At 56.3% G+C, this 18,466-nt stretch carries 19 protein-coding genes; 13 read left to right on the top strand and 6 right to left on the bottom strand.

The features are described from left to right. Positions 1-94 precede the first annotated feature (94 nt). From ACKXF9_RS09185 to ACKXF9_RS09175, 3 genes are all read right to left on the bottom strand, one after another. Positions 95-1,126 carry a hypothetical protein gene (locus ACKXF9_RS09185; protein WP_418265969.1) on the bottom strand — a complete coding sequence of 344 codons (1,032 nt, stop codon included), beginning with the start codon at positions 1,124-1,126 and terminating at the stop codon, positions 95-97. A gap of 101 nt (positions 1,127-1,227) precedes the next feature. Continuing rightward, complete coding sequence (gene cls / locus ACKXF9_RS09180; RefSeq protein ID WP_418265968.1) at positions 1,228-2,769, bottom strand: cardiolipin synthase; 1,542 nt, start codon at positions 2,767-2,769, stop codon at positions 1,228-1,230. 210 nt (positions 2,770-2,979) lie between these two features. Then, on the bottom strand, positions 2,980-3,825 hold the full coding sequence (locus ACKXF9_RS09175; RefSeq protein ID WP_249236816.1) for a DegV family protein: 846 nt from the start codon (positions 3,823-3,825) through the stop codon (positions 2,980-2,982). A gap of 268 nt (positions 3,826-4,093) precedes the next feature. Between ACKXF9_RS09175 and ACKXF9_RS09170 the strand changes: the two genes are divergently transcribed. Beyond that, complete coding sequence (locus ACKXF9_RS09170) at positions 4,094-4,642, top strand: DUF1836 domain-containing protein (protein ID WP_418265967.1); 549 nt, start codon at positions 4,094-4,096, stop codon at positions 4,640-4,642. A gap of 64 nt (positions 4,643-4,706) precedes the next feature. On the opposite strand, the gene prfB is transcribed toward ACKXF9_RS09170, so the two are convergent. Continuing rightward, positions 4,707-5,828, bottom strand: a complete 1,122-nt coding sequence (prfB, locus tag ACKXF9_RS09165; protein WP_097775423.1) for a peptide chain release factor 2 — start codon at positions 5,826-5,828, stop codon at positions 4,707-4,709. 212 nt (positions 5,829-6,040) lie between these two features. Between prfB and ACKXF9_RS09160 the strand changes: the two genes are divergently transcribed. Then, on the top strand, positions 6,041-7,015 hold the full coding sequence (locus ACKXF9_RS09160; RefSeq protein ID WP_418265966.1) for an RING finger protein: 975 nt from the start codon (positions 6,041-6,043) through the stop codon (positions 7,013-7,015). Positions 7,016-7,081: 66 nt separating this feature from the next. After that, positions 7,082-7,957: a UTP--glucose-1-phosphate uridylyltransferase gene (locus ACKXF9_RS09155; RefSeq protein ID WP_249238714.1), complete on the top strand. Its 876-nt coding sequence runs from the start codon at positions 7,082-7,084 to the stop codon at positions 7,955-7,957. Between the two features lie 31 nt (positions 7,958-7,988). On the opposite strand, the gene ACKXF9_RS09150 is transcribed toward ACKXF9_RS09155, so the two are convergent. Together ACKXF9_RS09150 and ACKXF9_RS09145 are read right to left on the bottom strand one after the other, a co-directional pair. Then, positions 7,989-8,150: a hypothetical protein gene (locus tag ACKXF9_RS09150; protein ID WP_418265965.1), complete on the bottom strand. Its 162-nt coding sequence runs from the start codon at positions 8,148-8,150 to the stop codon at positions 7,989-7,991. 25 nt (positions 8,151-8,175) lie between these two features. Further along, positions 8,176-9,369 carry a cation:proton antiporter gene (locus tag ACKXF9_RS09145; RefSeq protein ID WP_249236820.1) on the bottom strand — a complete coding sequence of 398 codons (1,194 nt, stop codon included), beginning with the start codon at positions 9,367-9,369 and terminating at the stop codon, positions 8,176-8,178. Between the two features lie 329 nt (positions 9,370-9,698). On the opposite strand from ACKXF9_RS09145, the gene rpsF reads away from it, so the two are divergent. The 10 genes from rpsF to ACKXF9_RS09095 all read left to right on the top strand — a co-directional run bounded on the left by rpsF (position 9,699) and on the right by ACKXF9_RS09095 (position 18,459). Continuing rightward, on the top strand, positions 9,699-9,983 hold the full coding sequence (gene rpsF / locus ACKXF9_RS09140) for a 30S ribosomal protein S6 (RefSeq protein WP_005938979.1): 285 nt from the start codon (positions 9,699-9,701) through the stop codon (positions 9,981-9,983). A gap of 30 nt (positions 9,984-10,013) precedes the next feature. Next, positions 10,014-10,496 carry a single-stranded DNA-binding protein gene (locus ACKXF9_RS09135; RefSeq protein WP_339395825.1) on the top strand — a complete coding sequence of 161 codons (483 nt, stop codon included), beginning with the start codon at positions 10,014-10,016 and terminating at the stop codon, positions 10,494-10,496. A 46-nt stretch (positions 10,497-10,542) separates the two neighbouring features. Further along, positions 10,543-10,800 carry a 30S ribosomal protein S18 gene (gene rpsR / locus ACKXF9_RS09130; protein WP_015538096.1) on the top strand — a complete coding sequence of 86 codons (258 nt, stop codon included), beginning with the start codon at positions 10,543-10,545 and terminating at the stop codon, positions 10,798-10,800. A 156-nt stretch (positions 10,801-10,956) separates the two neighbouring features. After that, a complete protein-coding gene (locus ACKXF9_RS09125) occupies positions 10,957-11,673 on the top strand; it encodes a hypothetical protein (RefSeq protein WP_418265964.1) in 717 nt (238 codons plus the stop codon). 360 nt (positions 11,674-12,033) lie between these two features. After that, on the top strand, positions 12,034-13,041 hold the full coding sequence (locus ACKXF9_RS09120; protein WP_339395823.1) for a LacI family DNA-binding transcriptional regulator: 1,008 nt from the start codon (positions 12,034-12,036) through the stop codon (positions 13,039-13,041). A 71-nt stretch (positions 13,042-13,112) separates the two neighbouring features. Then, the gene (locus ACKXF9_RS09115; RefSeq protein WP_418265963.1) at positions 13,113-14,453 is read left to right on the top strand and encodes an ABC transporter substrate-binding protein; all 1,341 of its coding nucleotides are present in this window, start codon (positions 13,113-13,115) and stop codon (positions 14,451-14,453) included. A 103-nt stretch (positions 14,454-14,556) separates the two neighbouring features. Further along, on the top strand, positions 14,557-15,408 hold the full coding sequence (locus ACKXF9_RS09110) for a sugar ABC transporter permease (RefSeq protein ID WP_348583320.1): 852 nt from the start codon (positions 14,557-14,559) through the stop codon (positions 15,406-15,408). Continuing rightward, on the top strand, positions 15,408-16,250 hold the full coding sequence (locus ACKXF9_RS09105; protein WP_249236830.1) for a carbohydrate ABC transporter permease: 843 nt from the start codon (positions 15,408-15,410) through the stop codon (positions 16,248-16,250). The genes ACKXF9_RS09110 and ACKXF9_RS09105 overlap by 1 nt, the downstream gene beginning before the upstream one ends. Before the next feature lie 13 nt (positions 16,251-16,263). Then, the gene (malQ, locus tag ACKXF9_RS09100; protein ID WP_418265962.1) at positions 16,264-17,727 is read left to right on the top strand and encodes a 4-alpha-glucanotransferase; all 1,464 of its coding nucleotides are present in this window, start codon (positions 16,264-16,266) and stop codon (positions 17,725-17,727) included. A gap of 273 nt (positions 17,728-18,000) precedes the next feature. After that, entirely contained in the window at positions 18,001-18,459 is a 459-nt protein-coding gene (locus ACKXF9_RS09095) for a hypothetical protein (RefSeq protein WP_418265961.1), read from the top strand. Positions 18,460-18,466 lie beyond the last annotated feature (7 nt).

The raw sequence follows: 18,466 nt of genomic DNA, 5'->3' as shown, positions 1-18,466 counted from the left end.
ATATTGCCCTTTATTTTTTTCTTTTCGTTTCGTCTCTTGTTGAATTGCACAAGTAAAAGAGGAAAGACGCAGTGTCTTTCCCCTTTCCGATTGCTTATTCTTCTGCGAACGCTGCCAGTGCCGCCTTTTGCAGCTCAGTCACTGAAATAGTACATACCGCCGCAAGGTCGGCATCCGAGCCGTCATCCGGGATGGACGCCACCTCTGCGCGGGTCCGGCCCTTGAGGTAGTCGCACCAGCCCTCGCTGTGCTCATACCATTCTTTGTCCAGAGCGGATGCACTGCGCATCCCGTACTGATCACCCTGCTCCAGCTTGGTTTTCACCAGCTCCGGTGCCGATACGGTGCCGTCCGCGCTCACTGTCAGGGCAGGCTCCGTCACGTCAGCGATGGCACCAGTCACGCGGTCGTCGGCATCCAACGTCAGAGCTGTCACCGTAATATCCACCTGCGCAGTCACATCGTGGTCGTCGGCGGCGGTCAGATCTTTGGTATCATTGCGCACCGACACGCCCAGCACAGCACGGTCGCCGCGGGCCGAACCCACCGCCTTTGCGTTCTCACAGGCGCGCACCACTGCATCCCGATAGCCGTCCACTGCAATGGTACAGCCGGAAAGCAGGTCGGCATCCTTGGGCTTGCCGTCATCGTCGGTGGCAAGCTTTTTCACCTCGTCCGGCGTCTTACCTGTGAGAAAATCGCCAAAGGCATCTGCCTGTTCTGCCCAGCCTTTTTTCAGCGAGGACACCGCAGCCAGCGGGTAGTCCTCCCCTTTCTGGCGCTTGGTAAGAGTTTCGCCGGGCATCGTCACCTTGCCGGTGCCGTCCCCCGTTACAGAAAGTTCCACCTCATCCAGCATCACATCGGCCACTTTCCCCTCAGCATCCAGCAAAACGGCGGCAGCAATCGTGTTGATCTTCCCGGCACGCTCCTCTCCGTCCGCTTCCGTCAAGATGCCAAGGCCGGTGCGCCATGCGGCGTTCTGCGTGGTCTGGGACGAGCTGCCGCCCATGCCTGTGCTCATGCTTCCGGAAGAACCGGAGCCGCTCCCACCGCAGGCGGTGAGTGTCAGCGCCGCCGCCAGCGTGCAGCCCAAAACCGTGCAGGATATCTTTTTCGTTATCATCGAAACGCTCCCTTTCCTGCCCCATCGTAAAGGGGCTTTTGGGCTAGTTTGCCCGGAAAGCAGCGGTTTTATTTCGCGTCTACCGCGGTCTGTCGTTTCTTTTACATTAAAGGGCTCAGCAGCCGCAGCACGCTGTCCAGCACAGTGCCCAGCAGACCGGTATGGCAGTCCGATACCTGTACCTCCCGGCATTTGAGCAGTGTATCCCGCACGTCATCCCGCAGGACGGTCACCTGACTGTTGTTCTGCAGCAGCACGCCGCACTCGAAGTGCAGGAACAGGCTGCGGTAATCCATGTTGATGCTGCCCACCACAGCGGTGCTGTCGTCGCTCACCCAGCACTTGGCGTGCAGGAAGCCGGGGGTGAACTCGTAAATGCGTACACCCGCCCGCAAAAGCGGCAGATAGTACGACCGGCTCAACCGGAATACCAGCTTCTTGTCCGGGATGCCCGGCAGCACCAGACGGACATCCACCCCGCGCTTGGCGGCGTTTTTCAGCGCATCCAGCATTTCCTCGCCGATCGCAAGGTAGGGTGTATAGATGTAGACATACTGTTTTGCCTGCGCAAGGATATTCAGATAAACGGTTTCTGCCATGGGCTCCTCGTCCAGCGGACTGTCTGCATAGGGCTGCACCACGCCGTCCGGCACCAGCGGCACCCGCGGCATGGGGCGAAACGCATCATAATCCGTCTCGCTGGGGCGAAAAGCATTCCAGAAGTTGAGGAACATCACCGTAAAGTTCCACGCGGCGTCGCCTTCCACACGCAGGGCTGCATCCTTCCAGTAGCCGAAGCGCTGCTCGGCGTTGATATACTCATCTGCCAGATTCACGCCGCCGGTGTAGGCCACCGTACCGTCAATGACTACGATCTTGCGGTGGTCGCGGTGGTTCATCACCAGCGAGATCAGGGGCACCACCGGGTTGAACGGGATGCAGCGGATGTGCGCCCGCTCCATCCGCACGATAAAATCGGCAGGCAGGCCCAGCAGACTGCCAAAATCATCGTAGATCAGACGCACATCCACACCCTGTGCCGCCTTGCGGCGCAGGACCTTCTCGATGCCATTCCACATGCAGCCATGGCTCACGATGAAAAATTCCAGAAAGATGCTCTTTTGGGCCTTTTCCAGATCGGCCAGCAGCTGCGGATACATCGCTTCGCCGCTGGCAAAATACTGCGCACGGGTGTTCTGCCATGCCGGATAGGGGCCATACTTTGCCACATAACGGCTCTGGCCCTGCCCGCCGGCATCCAGACTGTCCAGTACGCCCGGCTGCTGCTGCAGGTCTTTTTTATGTGCGCTGTCCACAGCATGCATTTTCAGGCTCAGGCGCTTGCTCGGGCGTTTGTTGCCAAAGGCCAGATACAGTGCACCGCCCAGCAGCGGCAGGATGCCGATCAGTGCGATCCAGCCCACCTTATAGGCGCTGTTCTCATCCTTGCGCACAAGGTACAGGATAATGAGCAGGCTCAGGGCGTTGAGCAGACCGTTCACCCATACACGGCCTGTACCGGTGGTAATGGAATAGAACACCCAGCACAGCCACAGCAGCTGCAGCGCTACCAGCACCACCGTGATGGTGACGCGGTTCAGGATGCGGTTGAAAAAGCGCACGATCGGCGAACGAAAAAACATCGGCCTGCCCTCCTCCTTTATTATAATATGTGTAAGTATAGCGCGGTTTTGCAGCTTTTTCAAGATTTGCGTTGTTTCCTGATGCGCCCCGCAAAAAGCCGACCGGAAAAATCCGCAGATTTTTCCGGTCGGCAAACAAAGAAATGATTTTTTCGTCAAAGAGACAGCTATTGCAGTTCCCGCGCAAATGCGGAGCCATTGAAAGCCGCTTTATGCTTCGGCTTCGCCGTCCTCAAAGCCCACCATCAGGCCGCCCTGCTCAGCGTAGTAGCTGCACAGGCCGCCGCACTCGGTGACATCCACCTGTGCGCCTGCAAACACCGCATGGATCATCAGCTTCAGGCGCTTGGCAGCTTCCGGGTTATCACAGTGGGCAATGTGCACTTTGCCATCGGTAAAGCCGTGATCCTTCAATTCCAGCACGATGCGCTCCAGTGCGCCGTGCTCGCCACGGGTCTTGCACAGCACCTCCAGCTCGCCGCTCTCACTGGCCTGACCAATGACCCGGATGCCCAGCATCCGTGCCACAGCGGCAACGGCGGGCTTCACACGGCCGTTGCGGGCCAGATTTGCCAGCGATTCCAGCGAAAACACCAGATGCGTGTGCTTGTGGTAAGCCAGGATCGCCTCACAGATCTCGTCAAACTCCATCCCGATCCGGACGAGGTCCCGCAGACGCTCCGCCAGTAGACGCAGCTCCGGCCCGGCAGACAGGCTGTCCAGCACAAAAATACGGGCCTCCGGATGTGTTTCCTTGTATTCTTCCGCTGCCAGCAGTGCAGCATTGTAGCTGCCGGACAGTGTGCCCGTGATGGTGGCAACAAAGATCTGCTCTGCGCCCTCATAAGCAGCCAGCCAATCTGCCACATTGGGGCAGGAGGTGCTGGTCTTGCCCTTGTAAGTACGCAGAGACCGGGCCATGCCCACAGCATCCAGAGTGCCGTCATCCAGATATTCCTGTTCATCCGTGACGATCTTCAACGGCACACAGGCAAAATCCACGCCCGGCAGGGCATACAGGCTGGACGAAGAATCCACAACGATCTTGGTTTTCATAAAATGCACGCTCCAAATCTATTTTGTGATAGCAGGTCATTTTTGTATTTTCCGTGCCTTACACGCACTTCTGCCTGCATGGTTTTTTCGGTTCACTGCAGACATCATAGCAGTTTTTCAAAAACCTGTCAAGGGATTTTATGCATTCTTTCAAAAGTTTTAAAAATCCGTTGACCAAAGTACAGATTTGCGCTATAATACCGCCATAAAACCATTTTCTGTATCCCGCGCAGCCCAGCTGCGCCAACCTTAGAGAACTGCTTACGATATGAAAACTGAAACCAAATGCCGCGTTGCGGCCTGCGCCGCCGGGTTTGCCCTGCCCCGGTACGCCGATCTCCCGCAGATGGGGCTTTACCTTGACCAGACCGTGCAGTACGTCAACAGCTATTTCCGCACCTTCTGCGGCATGGAGCTCACCTCTTCCATGGTCAGCAACTACGTCAAAAAGGGCATTTTGTCCCACCCGGTGCGCAAGAAGTATGCCCGCGATCAGATCGCATCCCTGATGTACATTGCAGTCTCCAAGACCGTTCTTTCGATGGAAAACATCGATGCCCTGTTTAAAATGCAGCGGGCGCACTGTTCCGCCGGGGCAGCTTACGACTACTTCTGCGACGAGATGGAGAACTGCCTGCCGTTCGTATTCGGCTGCACCAAGGAGATCCGTGACCTTGCCGTGGATGCCGCAGATGAAAAGCTGCTTCTGCGCAGCACGATCCTTGCAGCGGCAAACAAAATGTATCTGGACTGCTGCTTCAACGCCCTGCGGCAGGAGGAAAACCTCTGGGACACCATTCTGCCCGATCTGGCATAAGAACACAAAAAAAGCCGTGCCTCCACAAAAGGAAGCACGGCTTTTGCATTTTATACGTTCAAGATCAGGTATCCTGCAGTTCCCCGCGGCTTGCAGCCTTGAGGTATGCGAAGATGAAACCGTCCAGATCACCGTCCATCACGGCGTCCACATTGCCGGTCTCGTAGTTGGTGCGGTGATCCTTGACCATGGTGTAGGGCATGAACACATAGCTGCGGATCTGGTGACCCCATGCGATCTCGTTCTGCACGCCCTTGATGTCGTCGATCTTATCCATATGCTGCTGCTTTGCGATCTGATACAGCTTTGCCTTCAGCATTTCCATTGCGTAGTCACGGTTCTGGAACTGGCTGCGCTGGGTCTGGCAGCTGACCACGACGCCGGTGGGCTTGTGGATCAGACGGACAGCGGAAGAAGTCTTGTTGATGTGCTGGCCGCCGGCACCGGAGGAACGGTACACCTGCATCTCAATATCCTCGGGGCGGATATCCACCTGAATGGTGTTGTCCAGCTCGGGCATCACTTCCAGCGAAGCAAAGCTGGTCTGACGGCGGGCGTTAGCGTCAAAGGGCGACACACGCACCAGACGATGCACGCCGTTCTCACTCTTGAGCAGACCGTAGGCGTTGGCACCCTTCACCATCATGGAGGCGCTCTTCATGCCGGCTTCATCACCGTCCTGATAATCCAGAACCTCCACGGTCATGCCGTGGTTGGAAGCCCACTTATTGTACATGCGGTACAGCATTTCGGCCCAGTCCTGTGCCTCGGTGCCGCCGGTACCGGCGTGGAAGGTGAGGATGGCGTTGCTGTGGTCGTACTCACCGTTCAGCATCGTCATGAGCTGCAGCTCGTCCACCGCCTTGCCCACAGCGTTCACAGACTCCTCTGCTTCGGGGATCATGGCAGGGTCATATTCTTCATCCAGCATTTCCAGCATGGTCTCGGCGTCATCGTACAGGCCCTGCAGCTTTTCAAAACGGCTCAGCTTGCCCTTCAGGTCGCCCACCTCGTCAAACACCTTTTTGCTCAGGTCTGCATCATCGTAAAAGCCGGGGCGGGACATGGTGTGCTCCAGCTCCTGCACGCGCTTGCGGGAGGCATCGATGGCCAGAGCCTCTTCCAGGTCCTTGACCGCCTTGCCATAATCGGCAAGCTGCACCTTCAGTTCGTCAATCGTGATCATTCTTTCAGTTCCTCTCGAAATGATAATAAGGTAAAGTCTTTTATTCTCAAAAGACACAGTTTATACACAGATACTTCACTAGTATACCGAGAATCTGTGTTAAAGTAAAGAGGTAAATGGATTATCCTGCTGGAATTTTGAAGATTTTTGCCTTTTCTTTTCGTTCTCAGGGGAGTATAATACCAGTATGAATCATATAACAGGAGGAAATCATGCCAAAATATTATGGCTGTCCCTGCGAAGGCTGCGGCAGACCGCTGGCGCTGACCGATGATATCGTGGTCTGCCCGGACTGCGGCGCACCCTATCACCGCGAGTGCTACGAAAAGCTTGGCCGCTGCATCCACACCCCCGCCCATGGCGCGGGCTATGAATGGACGTTCCCGTACAAAGACGATGCTCTGCGCACCTGCCCCAGCTGCGGTGAGCGCACCCTGCGCACCGAAGAGCGCTGCCGCTGCTGCGGTGCCGTTCTTCCGCCGGAGAGCCAGTGCCCGGAGCCGCCCACCCAGAGCCAGCCCGGCACCGACACAGACGGACGCTTTGATTACAACGACCTTTACCGCCAGTATCAGCAGACGGTGGAGGAGCCCACCCGCCGCAACGTGCAGGCGGCCTTTGGCAAAGAAGAGCTGATCGACGGCATCCCCTACAGCGACTGGAACGATTATATTGGCAAGGCCGCGCCCGTCTACCTGAACGATTACAGCCGGATGCAGCTGCAGCACACCAAAATTTCCATGTGCTTCTCGGCGCTGGTGTTCGGCCCGTTCTATTTCTTCTACCGCAAGGCGTGGAAGCCGGCCTTTGGTTTTCTGGCCGCAGAGCTGGTGGTTGCCCTGCCCACCCTGCTGAGCATGATGCAGGCCACCGGCAGTCCGCTCACTGCGGGCATCAGCAGCACTGCCATCGTCGTGCTTTCCCGCATTATGACAGTGTTCAGCTTTGCGCTGGTGATGCTGCGCACCCTGTACGCCAAGTGGCTGTACCGCAAAAGCGCAGCCGAGCGCATCCGCCGCATCCGTGCCGAGTTCCCGGACGCTGCTCAGCGCCGTGCGGTCCTGTCTGCACAGGGCGGCGTGAGCATCGCCGGTGTGATCGGTGCCTTTGTGCTGCTGATGGTTCTGGGTGCCTGTGCCACCATGCTCATGGGCCCGAATCTGGACGCTTTGGTCGGGATGCTCTGATCTGCAATGCCGCCTGCAAAGGCTGGCATTGCGGATTTCAAAATCGTAAGGAGAATATGGATCATGATGAAGAAAGTCACAAAAGCTGTCATTCCTGCCGCCGGTCTTGGCACCCGCGTGCTGCCCGCTACCAAGGCCATGCCCAAGGGTATGCTGCCCATTGTGGACAAGCCTGCCATCCAGTATCTGGTGGAAGAGGCGGTGCGTTCCGGTATCACCGATATCCTCATCATTCTGGGCCGCAACCAGAGCATCATTGAGGATCACTTTGACCGCAGCCCTGAGCTGGAAGAAAAGCTGGCAAAGCCCGGCAAGGAAAAGGCTCTGGAAGAGTGCCTTGGCATCGCCAACATGGCAAACATCTTCTTTGTGCGTCAGAAGCAGACGCTGGGTCTGGGCCATGCCGTGAACACCGCCAAGGCCTTCACCGGTGACGATCCCTTCGTTGTCATCTACGGCGATGATGTGATCTGGGGCGAGGACCCGGTCTGCGCTCAGCTGATCCGCGCCTACGAGGAGTTCGGTCGCCCGGTCGCGGGTGTTTCCGCTGTGCCCTGGGAGGATGTGAGCCGGTACTGCAGCCTGAAGACCACCCCCATCCACGACAACTACTTCTTTGTGGATGACATGATTGAGAAGCCCAAGAAAGGGCAGGAGTTCAGCAACTACTCCATTCTGGGCCGTGTGCTGCTGACTCCGCAGATCTACGAGATCCTCGCCCACACCAAGCCCGGTGCCGGCGGTGAGATCCAGCTGACCGATGCCATGGCCGAGTATGCCCGCACCTGCGGCGGAATGACGGCCGTAGAGTTCACCGGAAAGCACTACGACATGGGCAACAAGCTCAAGGTGGTAGAGGCTCAGGTGGAGCTGGCCCTGCAGCATCCGGAGATCGGCGAAGCCTTCCGCGAGTACCTGAAGGAGTTCTGCAAGACACTGTAAATAAATGAGGTTGCTGCGCAAATGATGTTCTTCAAATGATATTTTGCTTCGCAAAAATGATGCGCGCTGCGGCGCATGAAGGACGATACGACAGCAAAAAAACACCCCGGAATGCGAAAGCTTCCGGGGTGTTTTCATTGCACCGCTGTGCGGTGCACATCATCTGCACAGCAGACATCATGGCGTAAGCCACATCATTTGCGTAGCAGCCTCATTCTTTATTCCGCCTGACTGGGGTGCAGCTGCGGCGGCATTTTGGTAAAGAGTGCCTTGAGCACCAGCGGCGTTGCCACACTGGACACCACGATCAGCAGGATCACAGCGGTAAAGTAGACCGAGTCCACCACGCCGACATCCAGGCCCTTCTGGGCCACGATCAGTGCCACCTCGCCGCGGGTCATCATGCCAACGCCGATCTTGAGGGAGTCGCCCCAGTTAAAGCGGCAGAGCTTTGCGGCCAAACCGCAGCCGATGATCTTGGTGATAAGTGCCACAATGACGAAGCAGACACAGAACAGGAAGATTTCCGGCGTCAGGCCGCTGATGTCGGTCTTCAAGCCGATGGATGCAAAGAAGATGGGTGCAAAAATGATATAATTGCTGATGTCCACGCGGCGCTCCACGTAGGGGGCATCGTCCATGGTGCACAGAACGATACCGGCGATATAGGCACCGGTGATATCTGCAATGCCGAAGTATTCCTCGGCAATGTAGGCCATGGCAAAGCAGAACGCCATGCTCACGATGGTGATGCGCTGGGTGTGGGGATTGCGCTTGTCCAGCCATGTCATAGCAAAGTGAGCCACAACGCCCACGCCCACGGCAGTGGCAAAGAACAGCACCGTATTGATGAGCACCTTGCCCAGACCTGTGCCGGTGCCGGAGCTTGCGCCCAGTACGCAGGTGAGGACTACGATGCCGATGACATCATCAATGACGGCGGCACTGACGATGGTAGTGCCGAGAAAGCTCTTCAGGTGGCCCAGCTCCTGCAGGGTCGCCACCGTAATGGACACGCTGGTGGCGGTCATGATGGTGCCGATGAACAGGGCACGGTAGAACTCAGGGCTGCCCACGGCAGAGAAGCCGTAGAACGCACTGTACAGCAGGGTGCCGCCCACCAGCGGAACGGCAACGCCCACGCAGGCGACCAAGGTGGCGATGGGGCCAGCCTTGATAAGTTCCTTCAGATTGGTGCCAAGGCCCGTGGTGAACATCAGCATGACCACGCCGATCTCCGCAAAGGTGGAGATGGCATCACTGGTCTGCACGAGGTTCAGGATGCACGGACCGATGAGCAGGCCGGCAATGATCTCGCCCACCACCTGCGGTGCCTTGCACTTGCGGGCCACAAGGCCAAAGAACTTTGCGCTGAGGATGATAATTGCCAGATCACGGAAAACCAAATACACAAAGAATCCTTCCTTTACTATAAAATTCCCAAAACCATATATACATTTCTTTCGAAGACGGATAACAGAGAGCAGAGAGACGGCCGATCCCCGGCTGCCCTTCTGTTCATCCTCTGAAAGCGACTATATTATAGTCCTCTTTCAACAAAAAATCAAAACATTTTTTGTTGTATCTTTTTTCAGAAAACACTTGACAGATCCTTTACAGCTTGCTATAATGAATTGCTGTCTGAACAGACACGCCGCACACAAGGCGCGACGCCGCGTTTTGTGTGTACCCTTGGTCCTGTGATTGCAGGACCCTTAAGTCCAAAAGGAGGTGCTACAAAATGGCAAAGTACGAAACCATGCTGATTACCAGCGCCGCTCTCGACGAGGAGGCTACCGCCGCTCTGGTTGGTAAGTTCAAGTCCCTGATCGAGGCTAACGGTACGATCGATTCCATCGACGAGTGGGGTAAGCGCCGTCTGGCCTATCCCATCAACGACGAGGAGGAAGGCGTCTACACCGTGATCGACTTCACCAGCGAGCCCAGCTTCCCCGCTGAGCTGGACCGTGTGTACAAGATCACTGAAGGCGTTATGCGCAGCCTGATCATTGCTCACGAGGAGTAATCCTTCCGTGGCAGAAAGGGAGACCGTAGTATGTTGAATGTTGTTGCCATCATGGGCCGTCTTGTGGCGGATCCTGAACTGCGCACCACCCAGCAGGGTACCAATGTGTGCAGTTTCCGCATTGCCTGTGACCGCAATTTTGCGCGTCAGGGCGAGCAGCGTCAGGCCGATTTCATTGATATCGTTGCATGGCGCCAGCAGGCCGATTTTGTTTGCAAGTATTTCCAGAAAGGCAGTCTGATTGCCATTGAAGGCAGTCTTCAGACCCGCCAGTATCAGGATAAGAATGGCAACAACCGCACCGCTGTGGAAGTGGTAGCCAACAACATCAACTTCGCAGGCCCCAAGAGCAGCAATGCAGGCGGCGGAGCAAATTATCAGAATAATTCTGCTCCCGCCTACCAGAACGCAGCGCCTGCCCGTCCGGCCGCTGTGGAGGCAGCTCCCAGCTACTCTGCCGGCAATGCAGACGATTTCGCTGTGATTGATGACAGCGACGACCTGCCGTTCTGACACGAAACGGTCAATCCGTTAAAAATCCAATAGGAGGTAATAAGCAATGGCTTTTGAAAGAACCGAAGGCTCTCGCCCCGCACGCCCCATGCGTCGCGGCCGCAAGAAGGTTTGCAGCTTCTGTGTCGATCGCATCGACACCATCGATTACAAGGACGTGCCCCGTCTGCGTAAGTACGTCTCTGAGCGTGCAAAGATCATTCCCCGCCGTGTGACCGGCACCTGCGCTTATCATCAGCGCGCACTGACCATCGCCATCAAGCGTGCTCGTCACGTTGCTCTGATGCCCTACGTCAGCGACTAATCTTTAAAGAATCAACCCAATCAAAATAATCAGCAATCAGCAAAGCGCTCTCACCGATGACAAGGTGGGAGCGCTTTTTTCTCTTTTCCTTCCGGCCCGGATGTGCTATACTGAGTTCAGGGGTTGTTTTATTATTTTTTGAGGAGGTTTTCTGTCGTGAAAAAACGGTATCTTAGACTTGCGGCGCTGACGGCCGGTGTGCTGCTGACCGCACAGACCGGTCTTTCCGCTGCTGCGCTTTCTACCTTTGATGCAGCATACTACGCTGCACAATATCCGGATGTTGCGGCCGTATGCGGCAATGACGAAGGCGCGCTGCTGCGTCATTATCTGGATCACGGCATTGATGAAGGCCGCAAGCCTTCTGCGGACGGCATTGCCGGTGATGACGAGCTGTCTTTGACCGAAGCGCAGTTTTCTTCCGTCTGGTCGCCGGTGGCCATCAACAAGCTGACCCACTACAAGTCCCTCAAGCGCAAATGCACCGATGAGGAGTTTGCGCAGGCATATCAGGAAGCGCTGAAGGTGGTCACACCGCTGGCGCTCATGAGCCGGGAAGACCAGCTTTACGGCATCGCCTCTGCCCTGCGTGCGGTGGTGGATGATGGTTCCATGGCTTACTCCATGGAAGCCAACCACTACAACGACCCCTACGGTTATTTTGTACTGCGCACAGCATCCTGTGCCGGGTGTGCCCGGGCCACCGCTCTGTGTCTGGACATTCTGGGCATCCCCTATGAGCATGTGAACGAGAACCAGTACACTCACCAGTGGTGCCGCGTGCCCATGGAGGACGGCAACTACTGGATCTGCGACGCGTTCGGCCTGTACTGCGGCCCGGAACCCGAACCCTATCAGCACCCGTATTTTTGAAAAAGCGGATAAACCATTTCAAAACCATGCAATGCCCGGCAGGCTGTGTTATCCTGCCGGGCATTGTTTTTTTATTTCCTTTCCCCTTTTATAAAACCACTGCTCTATGTCGAAAAGTTACAAATCGGTACGGTTTTACCGGTTGTTTCTGATTTGTACCGGGAATTTGCGGAACTATTGGCATGTTTCGATTTACACGCAATCCAATCTGCACAAAAGCAGCTCCATATGTTATGCAATTTTCACGAAAACACTTTTGGGTTATTGATTTTTTATACAAATTATGCCATAATATAGTCACTGAAAACGTTCCCGACAACGTTCCCGAATATATTACCGAAAGTGAGGTACTCCGACAAAATGCCGAATCTGACCATCAAGGACATTGCCCGGATCAGCGGCTGCTCGGTGAGCACCATTTCTCGTGTCATCAACGACCGGCCCGACGTCCGGCCCGAGACCAAGGAACATGTACTTACGGTAATGCGGGAAGCCGGGTTCGTGCCCAACACCAATGCACGACAGCTGAAGATCCAGCAGTCCCGCAGTCTGGTGTTCGTGGTCAAGGGTACCCGCAATCTCTTCTTCTCCGACTTCTTAGTCCAGCTGCAGCGGGCCGCTACCCTGTACGGCTACAATGGCATCGTTTCCTATCTGGATGAAAACGCCAACGAGATCGATGCCGCCGAAAAGATCCTGCGGGAGATCAAGCCCAAAGGCATGATCTTTCTGGGCGGCAGCGTAGCCAACTTCAAAAAAGGCTTTGCCAACATCACAGTCCCCTCGGTGCTGACCACACTGGTCTCCGACGAGCTGGACTTTCCCAATCTTTCCATGGTGGGCGTGGATGACCGCGCCGCAGCCTACGCTGCTGTGGACTACCTCATCCAGCAGGGACACCGCAAGATCGCAGTGCTGGGCGGTCCGGTCACCAGCTATCCCAGCGTGATGCGCCGCGAAGGTGCACAGCAGGCGATGCGGGACGCAGGCATCCTGTTCAGCGACAAGCTGTACGGCCTGTCCAACTACGATTTTGAGTCTGCCTATCACGCTGTGAACAGCCTGCTGGCCCACCGGGCCGACTTTACCGCCCTGTTCGCCATGAGCGATGTGATCGCTTTAGGTGCCATCCGTGCGCTGGTAAGCGCCGGGCTGCGGGTGCCGGAGGATGTCTCGGTGATCGGCTTTGACGGCATCACGATGTCCCGTTACTGCGTGCCCGTGCTGACCACCATCGTGCAGCCCAGCGAACAGATCTCGCTGCAGAGCATTGAGCTGCTGGTGCGGCAGATCGAGCACGGTGCACCGGCCCAGACCATCACCTTGCAGCCGGAGCTGCAGCAGGGTGAGAGCGTGAGGGCCATCTAAACCTTGTACTCCCTCCGTCAGGGGACGGAGATTTTAAAATAGTTTATTTTTAATAAGAAGGAGAACTTATTATGAAGAAAATGATCACTCGTCGTAACTTCCTGAAGGCCGCTGGCGTTTCCGCCGCTGCTTTGGGTCTGGCTGCCTGCGGCGGCTCTTCCAACAGCACTGCTTCCTCTGCTGCCGGTTCTGCCGCTGCTTCCAGCACCGCTGCAAAGGCTGACGGCAAGGTCTACTACCTGAACTTCAAGCCCGAGCAGGATCAGGATTGGCAGGATCTGGCCGCTGAGTACACCAAGGAGACCGGCGTGCCTGTGACCGTTGTCACCGCCGCTTCCGGCCAGTACGAGACCACCCTGATGAGCGAGATGGAGAAGAGCGAGGCTCCCACCCTGTTCCAGGTGAACGGCCCTGTTGGTCTGGCAAACTGGAAGGATTACTGCTATGATCTGTCCGGCAGCCAGCTGTACGGCGAGCTGACCAGCGACTCTTTCGCACTGAAGGATGGCGACGCTGTTACCAGCATCGCATATGTCATCGAGACCTATGGCATCATTTACAACAAGGAACTGCTGAGCGCCGCCGGCTACACGCAGGACGATATCAAGGGCTTTGCTGATCTGAAGAAGGTCGCTGACGATATTCAGGCACGCAAGGCTGAGCTGGGCGTGGACGGTGCTTTCACCTCCGCTGGCATGGACGGTTCTTCTGACTGGCGCTTCAAGACCCATCTGGCAAACCTGCCCATCTATTACGAGTACAAGGCAGACGGCATCGGCTCCACCGACGCCATCAAGGGCACTTATCTGGACAACTACAAGCAGATCTGGGATCTGTACATCACCGATTCCACCTGTGATCCCACCCTGCTGGCTTCCAAGACCGGCGATGACGCTGTGGCTGAGTTTGTGGGCAAGAAGGCTGTGTTCTACCAGAACGGCACTTGGGCTTACAATGACGTGAAGGATCTGGGCGACGACAACCTGGGTATGCTGCCCATCTACATCGGCGTGGATGGCGAGGAGAATCAGGGCCTGTGCACCGGTTCCGAGAACTTCTGGTGCGTGAACAACAACTCTTCTGATGCCGACATTCAGGCTACTCTGGACTTCCTGTACTGGTGTGTCACCTCTGAGGCTGGCACCAGCGCGATGGCTGACAAGATGGGCTTCGTGATCCCCTTCAAGGCTGCCAAGGACTCCACCAATCCTCTGATCGCCATTGCAAACGATTACGTTGCCGAGGGCAAGACCAGTGTGGACTGGTGCTTCTCCACCATGCCTTCCGAGGAGTGGAAGAACGGCGTGGGCAGCGCTCTGACCGCTTACGCAGCAGGCACCGGCGACTGGGACGGCGTTGTGACCGCCTTCGTCGATGGCTGGGCTAAGGAATACAAGCTGGCAAACGGCTAAGCTCCTGATCGGTCTATAAAAAAGAACTGAACAGGGAGGCGGGCGAAGAAGTTCGCCCCGCCTCCCCTTTTTTGTTAACCACTCCGCATATAGGAGGTACATCATGCAAAAAGCCATCAGCAAATACTGGCCGGTGTTCGTGCTGCCTACCCTCATCGCATTCATCATCGGCTTTATCTGGCCCTTTATCTGGGGTATTTACCTTTCGTTCCAGCGGTTCACCACTGTGAGCAAGACCACCTTTGTGGGCATTCAGAACTATCTCAGCGTATTTCAGGATGCCACCTTTCTGCACGCGTTCGGCTTTACCGCAGCGTTCACTGTGGTTTCCACCGTGCTCATCAACGTCTGCGCCTTTGCCATTGCGCTGGCGCTCACCCGCGGCATCCGCGGCACCAACATCTTCCGTACTGTCTACTTCATGCCCAACCTGATCGGCGGTATCCTGCTGGGCTACATCTGGCAGATCCTGCTCAACGGTGTGCTGGCAAACCTGCAGAAGCCCCTGCTGGCGCTGGATGCCAAGGCCGGTTTCGTCGGTCTGGTCATTCTGATGTGCTGGCAGCAGATCGGCTACATGATGATCATTTACGTTGCCGGCCTGCAGAGCGTGCCCGGTGACCTGATCGAGGCCGCTAAGATCGACGGTGCCAACGACCGCGAGATCCTGTTCAAGATCAAGATTCCCATGGTCATGCCCAGCGTGACCATCTGCACCTTCCTGACCCTGACCAACAGCTTCAAGCTGTTCGACCAGAACGTTGCCCTGACCGCAGGCGAACCCGCCAACGCCAGTGAAATGCTGGCCCTGAACATCTACAACACCTTCTATGGCCGTTCCGGTGCCCAGTGGAAGGGCATCGGTCAGGCAAAGGCTGTGGTGTTCTTCCTGATCGTTGTGGTCATTTCTCTGATCCAGCTCCACTTTACCCGTTCCAAGGAGGTGCAGCAGTAATGCCTAAACAGAAAAAAATGTGGGATAACGTCCTCACCGTCATCATGTCTCTGCTGAGTCTGCTGTGGATCTACCCCATCGTGCTGATCTTGCTGAACAGCTTGAAGGTCGAGGGTACCTTTACCACCTCCACCGTGTTCAAGCTGCCTACCGCAGAGACCTTTGCGGGCCTGAGCAACTATGTTTACGGCGTCACCAAAATGGGTTTCCTTTCCAGCCTTGGCTACAGCCTTGTCATCACCGTTACCAGTGTGGCGCTGATCCTGCTGTGTTGCTCCATGACCGGTTGGTACCTCACCCGCGTGAACAACAAGCTGAGCAAGTTCATGAACCTGCTGATCGTGTTCTCCATGGTCGTTCCCTTCCAGATGGTCATGTTCACCCTGTCCAAGACTGCTGACCAGCTCAATCTGAACACCCCCTGGAACATCTGCATCATCTATCTGGGCTTCGGCGCAGGTCTGGCCGTGTTCATGTTTACCGGCTTCATGAAGAGCGTGCCCATGGAGATTGAAGAAGCTGCCATGATCGATGGCTGCAACCCCATCCAGATCTTCTTTAAGGTCGTGTTCCCCATCCTCAAGCCCACCATGATCTCCACTGCCATCCTCGAGACCATGTGGGTGTGGAACGACTACCTGCTGCCCACGCTGGTGCTGGACATCAAGAAGTATCGTACCATCCCCATGGCCATCCAGTATTTCCGCGGCGGTTACGGCCGTGTGGAGCTGGCTCCCATGATGGCCTGCATCATCATTGCCATCATCCCCATCATCATCCTGTACATGACCTGCCAGAAATACATCATCGAAGGCGTTGTGGCAGGTGCCGTGAAGGGCTAAGGAGGTGCGCACAATGCGTGCAAGCGGCATTTTGATGCCTGTTTTCAGCCTGCCGGGCCCCTTTGGCATCGGTACGCTGGGAAAAGAGGCCTTTGCATTCGTGGATTTTCTGGCCGAGGCGAAGCAGGCCTTCTGGCAGATCCTGCCCATCGGCCCCACCGGCTACGGCGACAGCCCCTACCAGAGCTTTTCTGCCTTTGCCGGCAACCCTTATTTCATTGATTACCGCCTGCTGGCTTCTGACGGCTGGCTGACCGCTGACGAGATTCCTGCGGAAAGGCCCGTCGGACCCATCGATTACGGTGCGCTCTACAACGAACGGCCCGTTGTCCTGAAAAAAGCAGCGGATCGTCTGCTGGCCTCCCCTACCCCCGCTTATGAAGCCTTCTGCCGCGAACACAGCTTCTGGCTGGAGGATTATGCCCTGTTCATGGCAGTGAAGGCCGCGCAGGGGCAGGCGGGCCTTGCCGACTGGCCGAACGCGCTGCGCTGCCGCGAGCCGGAAGCCATTGCCGCAGCCAAGGCAGAGCTTGCCGGGAGTATCGACTACTACAAGGCTGTGCAGTTCTTCTTCTACACCCAGTGGAGCGCCCTCAAGGCCTACGCAAACGCGAAGGGCATCCGGCTGGTGGGCGATATCCCCATCTATGTCAGCCCGGATTCCAGCGACCTGTGGACCCACCCGGAGCTGTTCCAGACCGACGGCACCATGCACCTGACGCAGGTGGCCGGATGCCCTCCGGACGCCTTTGCGGCAGACGGACAGCTGTGGGGCAACCCGCTGTATGATTGGCCCGTTCACAAGGCCACCGGCTTTGCATGGTGGAAGCAGCGCATGAAGTACGCCACCTCCATTTATGATGTGGTGCGCATCGACCATTTCCGGGGCTTTGAGAGCTACTACTGCATCCCCGCCGGGGACAAAACGGCGGCGAACGGCCATTGGGAAAAGGGCCCCGACCGGGACTTCATCCATGCCATGCACGAAGCGCTGGGCGAGGGCAGCATCATTGCCGAGGATCTTGGCTACCTGACCCCGGAGGTCAAGACCATGCTTTCTGCCAGTGGCTACCCGGGCATGAAGATCATGCAGTTTGCCTTCGACAGCCGCGAGTCCGGCAACTATCTGCCCCACACCTACCACCGCAACAGCGTGGTGTACACCGGCACGCACGATAATGTGACGACAGAAGGCTGGCGCATCAACGCCAGTGCAGAGGACGTTGCCTATGCCTGCCGCTATCTGCGCTGCAAGCCCGAGGAACTGACCGAAGCCATGATCTGCGCCTGCCTTGCCAGTGTTTCGGACATGGCCATCATCCCGCTGGCAGACTGGCTGCATCTGGGCAGCGAGGCCCGCATCAACACCCCCAGCACGCAGGGTACCAACTGGCAGTGGCGGCTCTCCACTCCCCTGCCGGAAGGTCTTTCTGCTCACATTGCCGGTCTGACCGTGCTGTATGAGCGGGTTGCGTAAAATTTTGCATTCTCTTCAAAGCATCTGCACGGATCCGTGCGGATGCTTTTTATTATTGCACCGGAACATTTTTTCGGAACCGGAATTGGGTCACGCCGCACGGTTTTACACTGACGTTCGTCATTTTGTCGCTTACTTGTAACAATTTGTTCACAAATGTATCATGATTTTACGCAGCTCTGCTCTTGTTATTTTGACACAGTTATGCTACAATTCAGGTAGTATATTATCTGCCTTTATGCAGATTCCACTATGGAAAGGAGTTTTCCCATCATGGACCATCTCTATCAGACCACCATGCTTTTACCGGCTTCCTACGCCGTTATTTCCGAAGAAGAAATGACCTATCTGGACGGCGGTAAGGAGATTCTTCTTGGCAGTGTGTTTGGCTACGACATCACCTTTGATACCAATCAGTTTGCTATCTTCTGCCAAAGCGCTCTTGTCAATGCGCTCCTTCTGGGCGGCAGCTATTCCCTCAGTTACATCAAAAACACCATTGTCAGCGGAGCCAACAATGGCCTGTCCCCGGCTGGCACCTTCTACCACACCTGGGATAAGCTGAACGGCTGGAGCAAGCTTGCTCTGTTTGGTATTGGTACTCTGGCAGGTTATTATGCATACGGTCAGGTCGTAAGCATTATCCGTACGGTCAAGAACATCTACAACGACCTTGTGAACCCCATGCCTGTTTTCAACAACGGACAGGCTTCTGATACGGCAGCCGCCTGATCCCTGC

The sequence above is a fragment of the Faecalibacterium sp. 9 genome (assembly GCF_048320955.1).
GTDB lineage: Bacteria > Bacillota > Clostridia > Oscillospirales > Ruminococcaceae > Faecalibacterium > Faecalibacterium wellingii.
This window is presented reverse-complemented; position numbering and strand designations above follow the sequence as displayed.

Coding starts and splice junctions, on each gene's coding strand:
- ACKXF9_RS09135 (WP_339395825.1), top strand. CDS start 10,014: ATGTTGAATGTTGTTGCCATCATGGGCCGTCTTGTGGCGGATCCTGAA.
- prfB (WP_097775423.1), bottom strand. CDS start 5,828: ATGATCACGATTGACGAACTGAAGGTGCAGCTTGCCGATTATGGCAAG.
- ACKXF9_RS09095 (WP_418265961.1), top strand. CDS start 18,001: ATGGACCATCTCTATCAGACCACCATGCTTTTACCGGCTTCCTACGCC.
- ACKXF9_RS09110 (WP_348583320.1), top strand. CDS start 14,557: ATGCAAAAAGCCATCAGCAAATACTGGCCGGTGTTCGTGCTGCCTACC.
- ACKXF9_RS09105 (WP_249236830.1), top strand. CDS start 15,408: ATGCCTAAACAGAAAAAAATGTGGGATAACGTCCTCACCGTCATCATG.
- rpsF (WP_005938979.1), top strand. CDS start 9,699: ATGGCAAAGTACGAAACCATGCTGATTACCAGCGCCGCTCTCGACGAG.
- cls (WP_418265968.1), bottom strand. CDS start 2,769: ATGTTTTTTCGTTCGCCGATCGTGCGCTTTTTCAACCGCATCCTGAAC.
- ACKXF9_RS09155 (WP_249238714.1), top strand. CDS start 7,082: ATGAAGAAAGTCACAAAAGCTGTCATTCCTGCCGCCGGTCTTGGCACC.
- ACKXF9_RS09175 (WP_249236816.1), bottom strand. CDS start 3,825: ATGAAAACCAAGATCGTTGTGGATTCTTCGTCCAGCCTGTATGCCCTG.
- ACKXF9_RS09120 (WP_339395823.1), top strand. CDS start 12,034: ATGCCGAATCTGACCATCAAGGACATTGCCCGGATCAGCGGCTGCTCG.
- ACKXF9_RS09185 (WP_418265969.1), bottom strand. CDS start 1,126: ATGATAACGAAAAAGATATCCTGCACGGTTTTGGGCTGCACGCTGGCG.
- rpsR (WP_015538096.1), top strand. CDS start 10,543: ATGGCTTTTGAAAGAACCGAAGGCTCTCGCCCCGCACGCCCCATGCGT.
- ACKXF9_RS09160 (WP_418265966.1), top strand. CDS start 6,041: ATGCCAAAATATTATGGCTGTCCCTGCGAAGGCTGCGGCAGACCGCTG.
- malQ (WP_418265962.1), top strand. CDS start 16,264: ATGCGTGCAAGCGGCATTTTGATGCCTGTTTTCAGCCTGCCGGGCCCC.
- ACKXF9_RS09115 (WP_418265963.1), top strand. CDS start 13,113: ATGAAGAAAATGATCACTCGTCGTAACTTCCTGAAGGCCGCTGGCGTT.
- ACKXF9_RS09170 (WP_418265967.1), top strand. CDS start 4,094: ATGAAAACTGAAACCAAATGCCGCGTTGCGGCCTGCGCCGCCGGGTTT.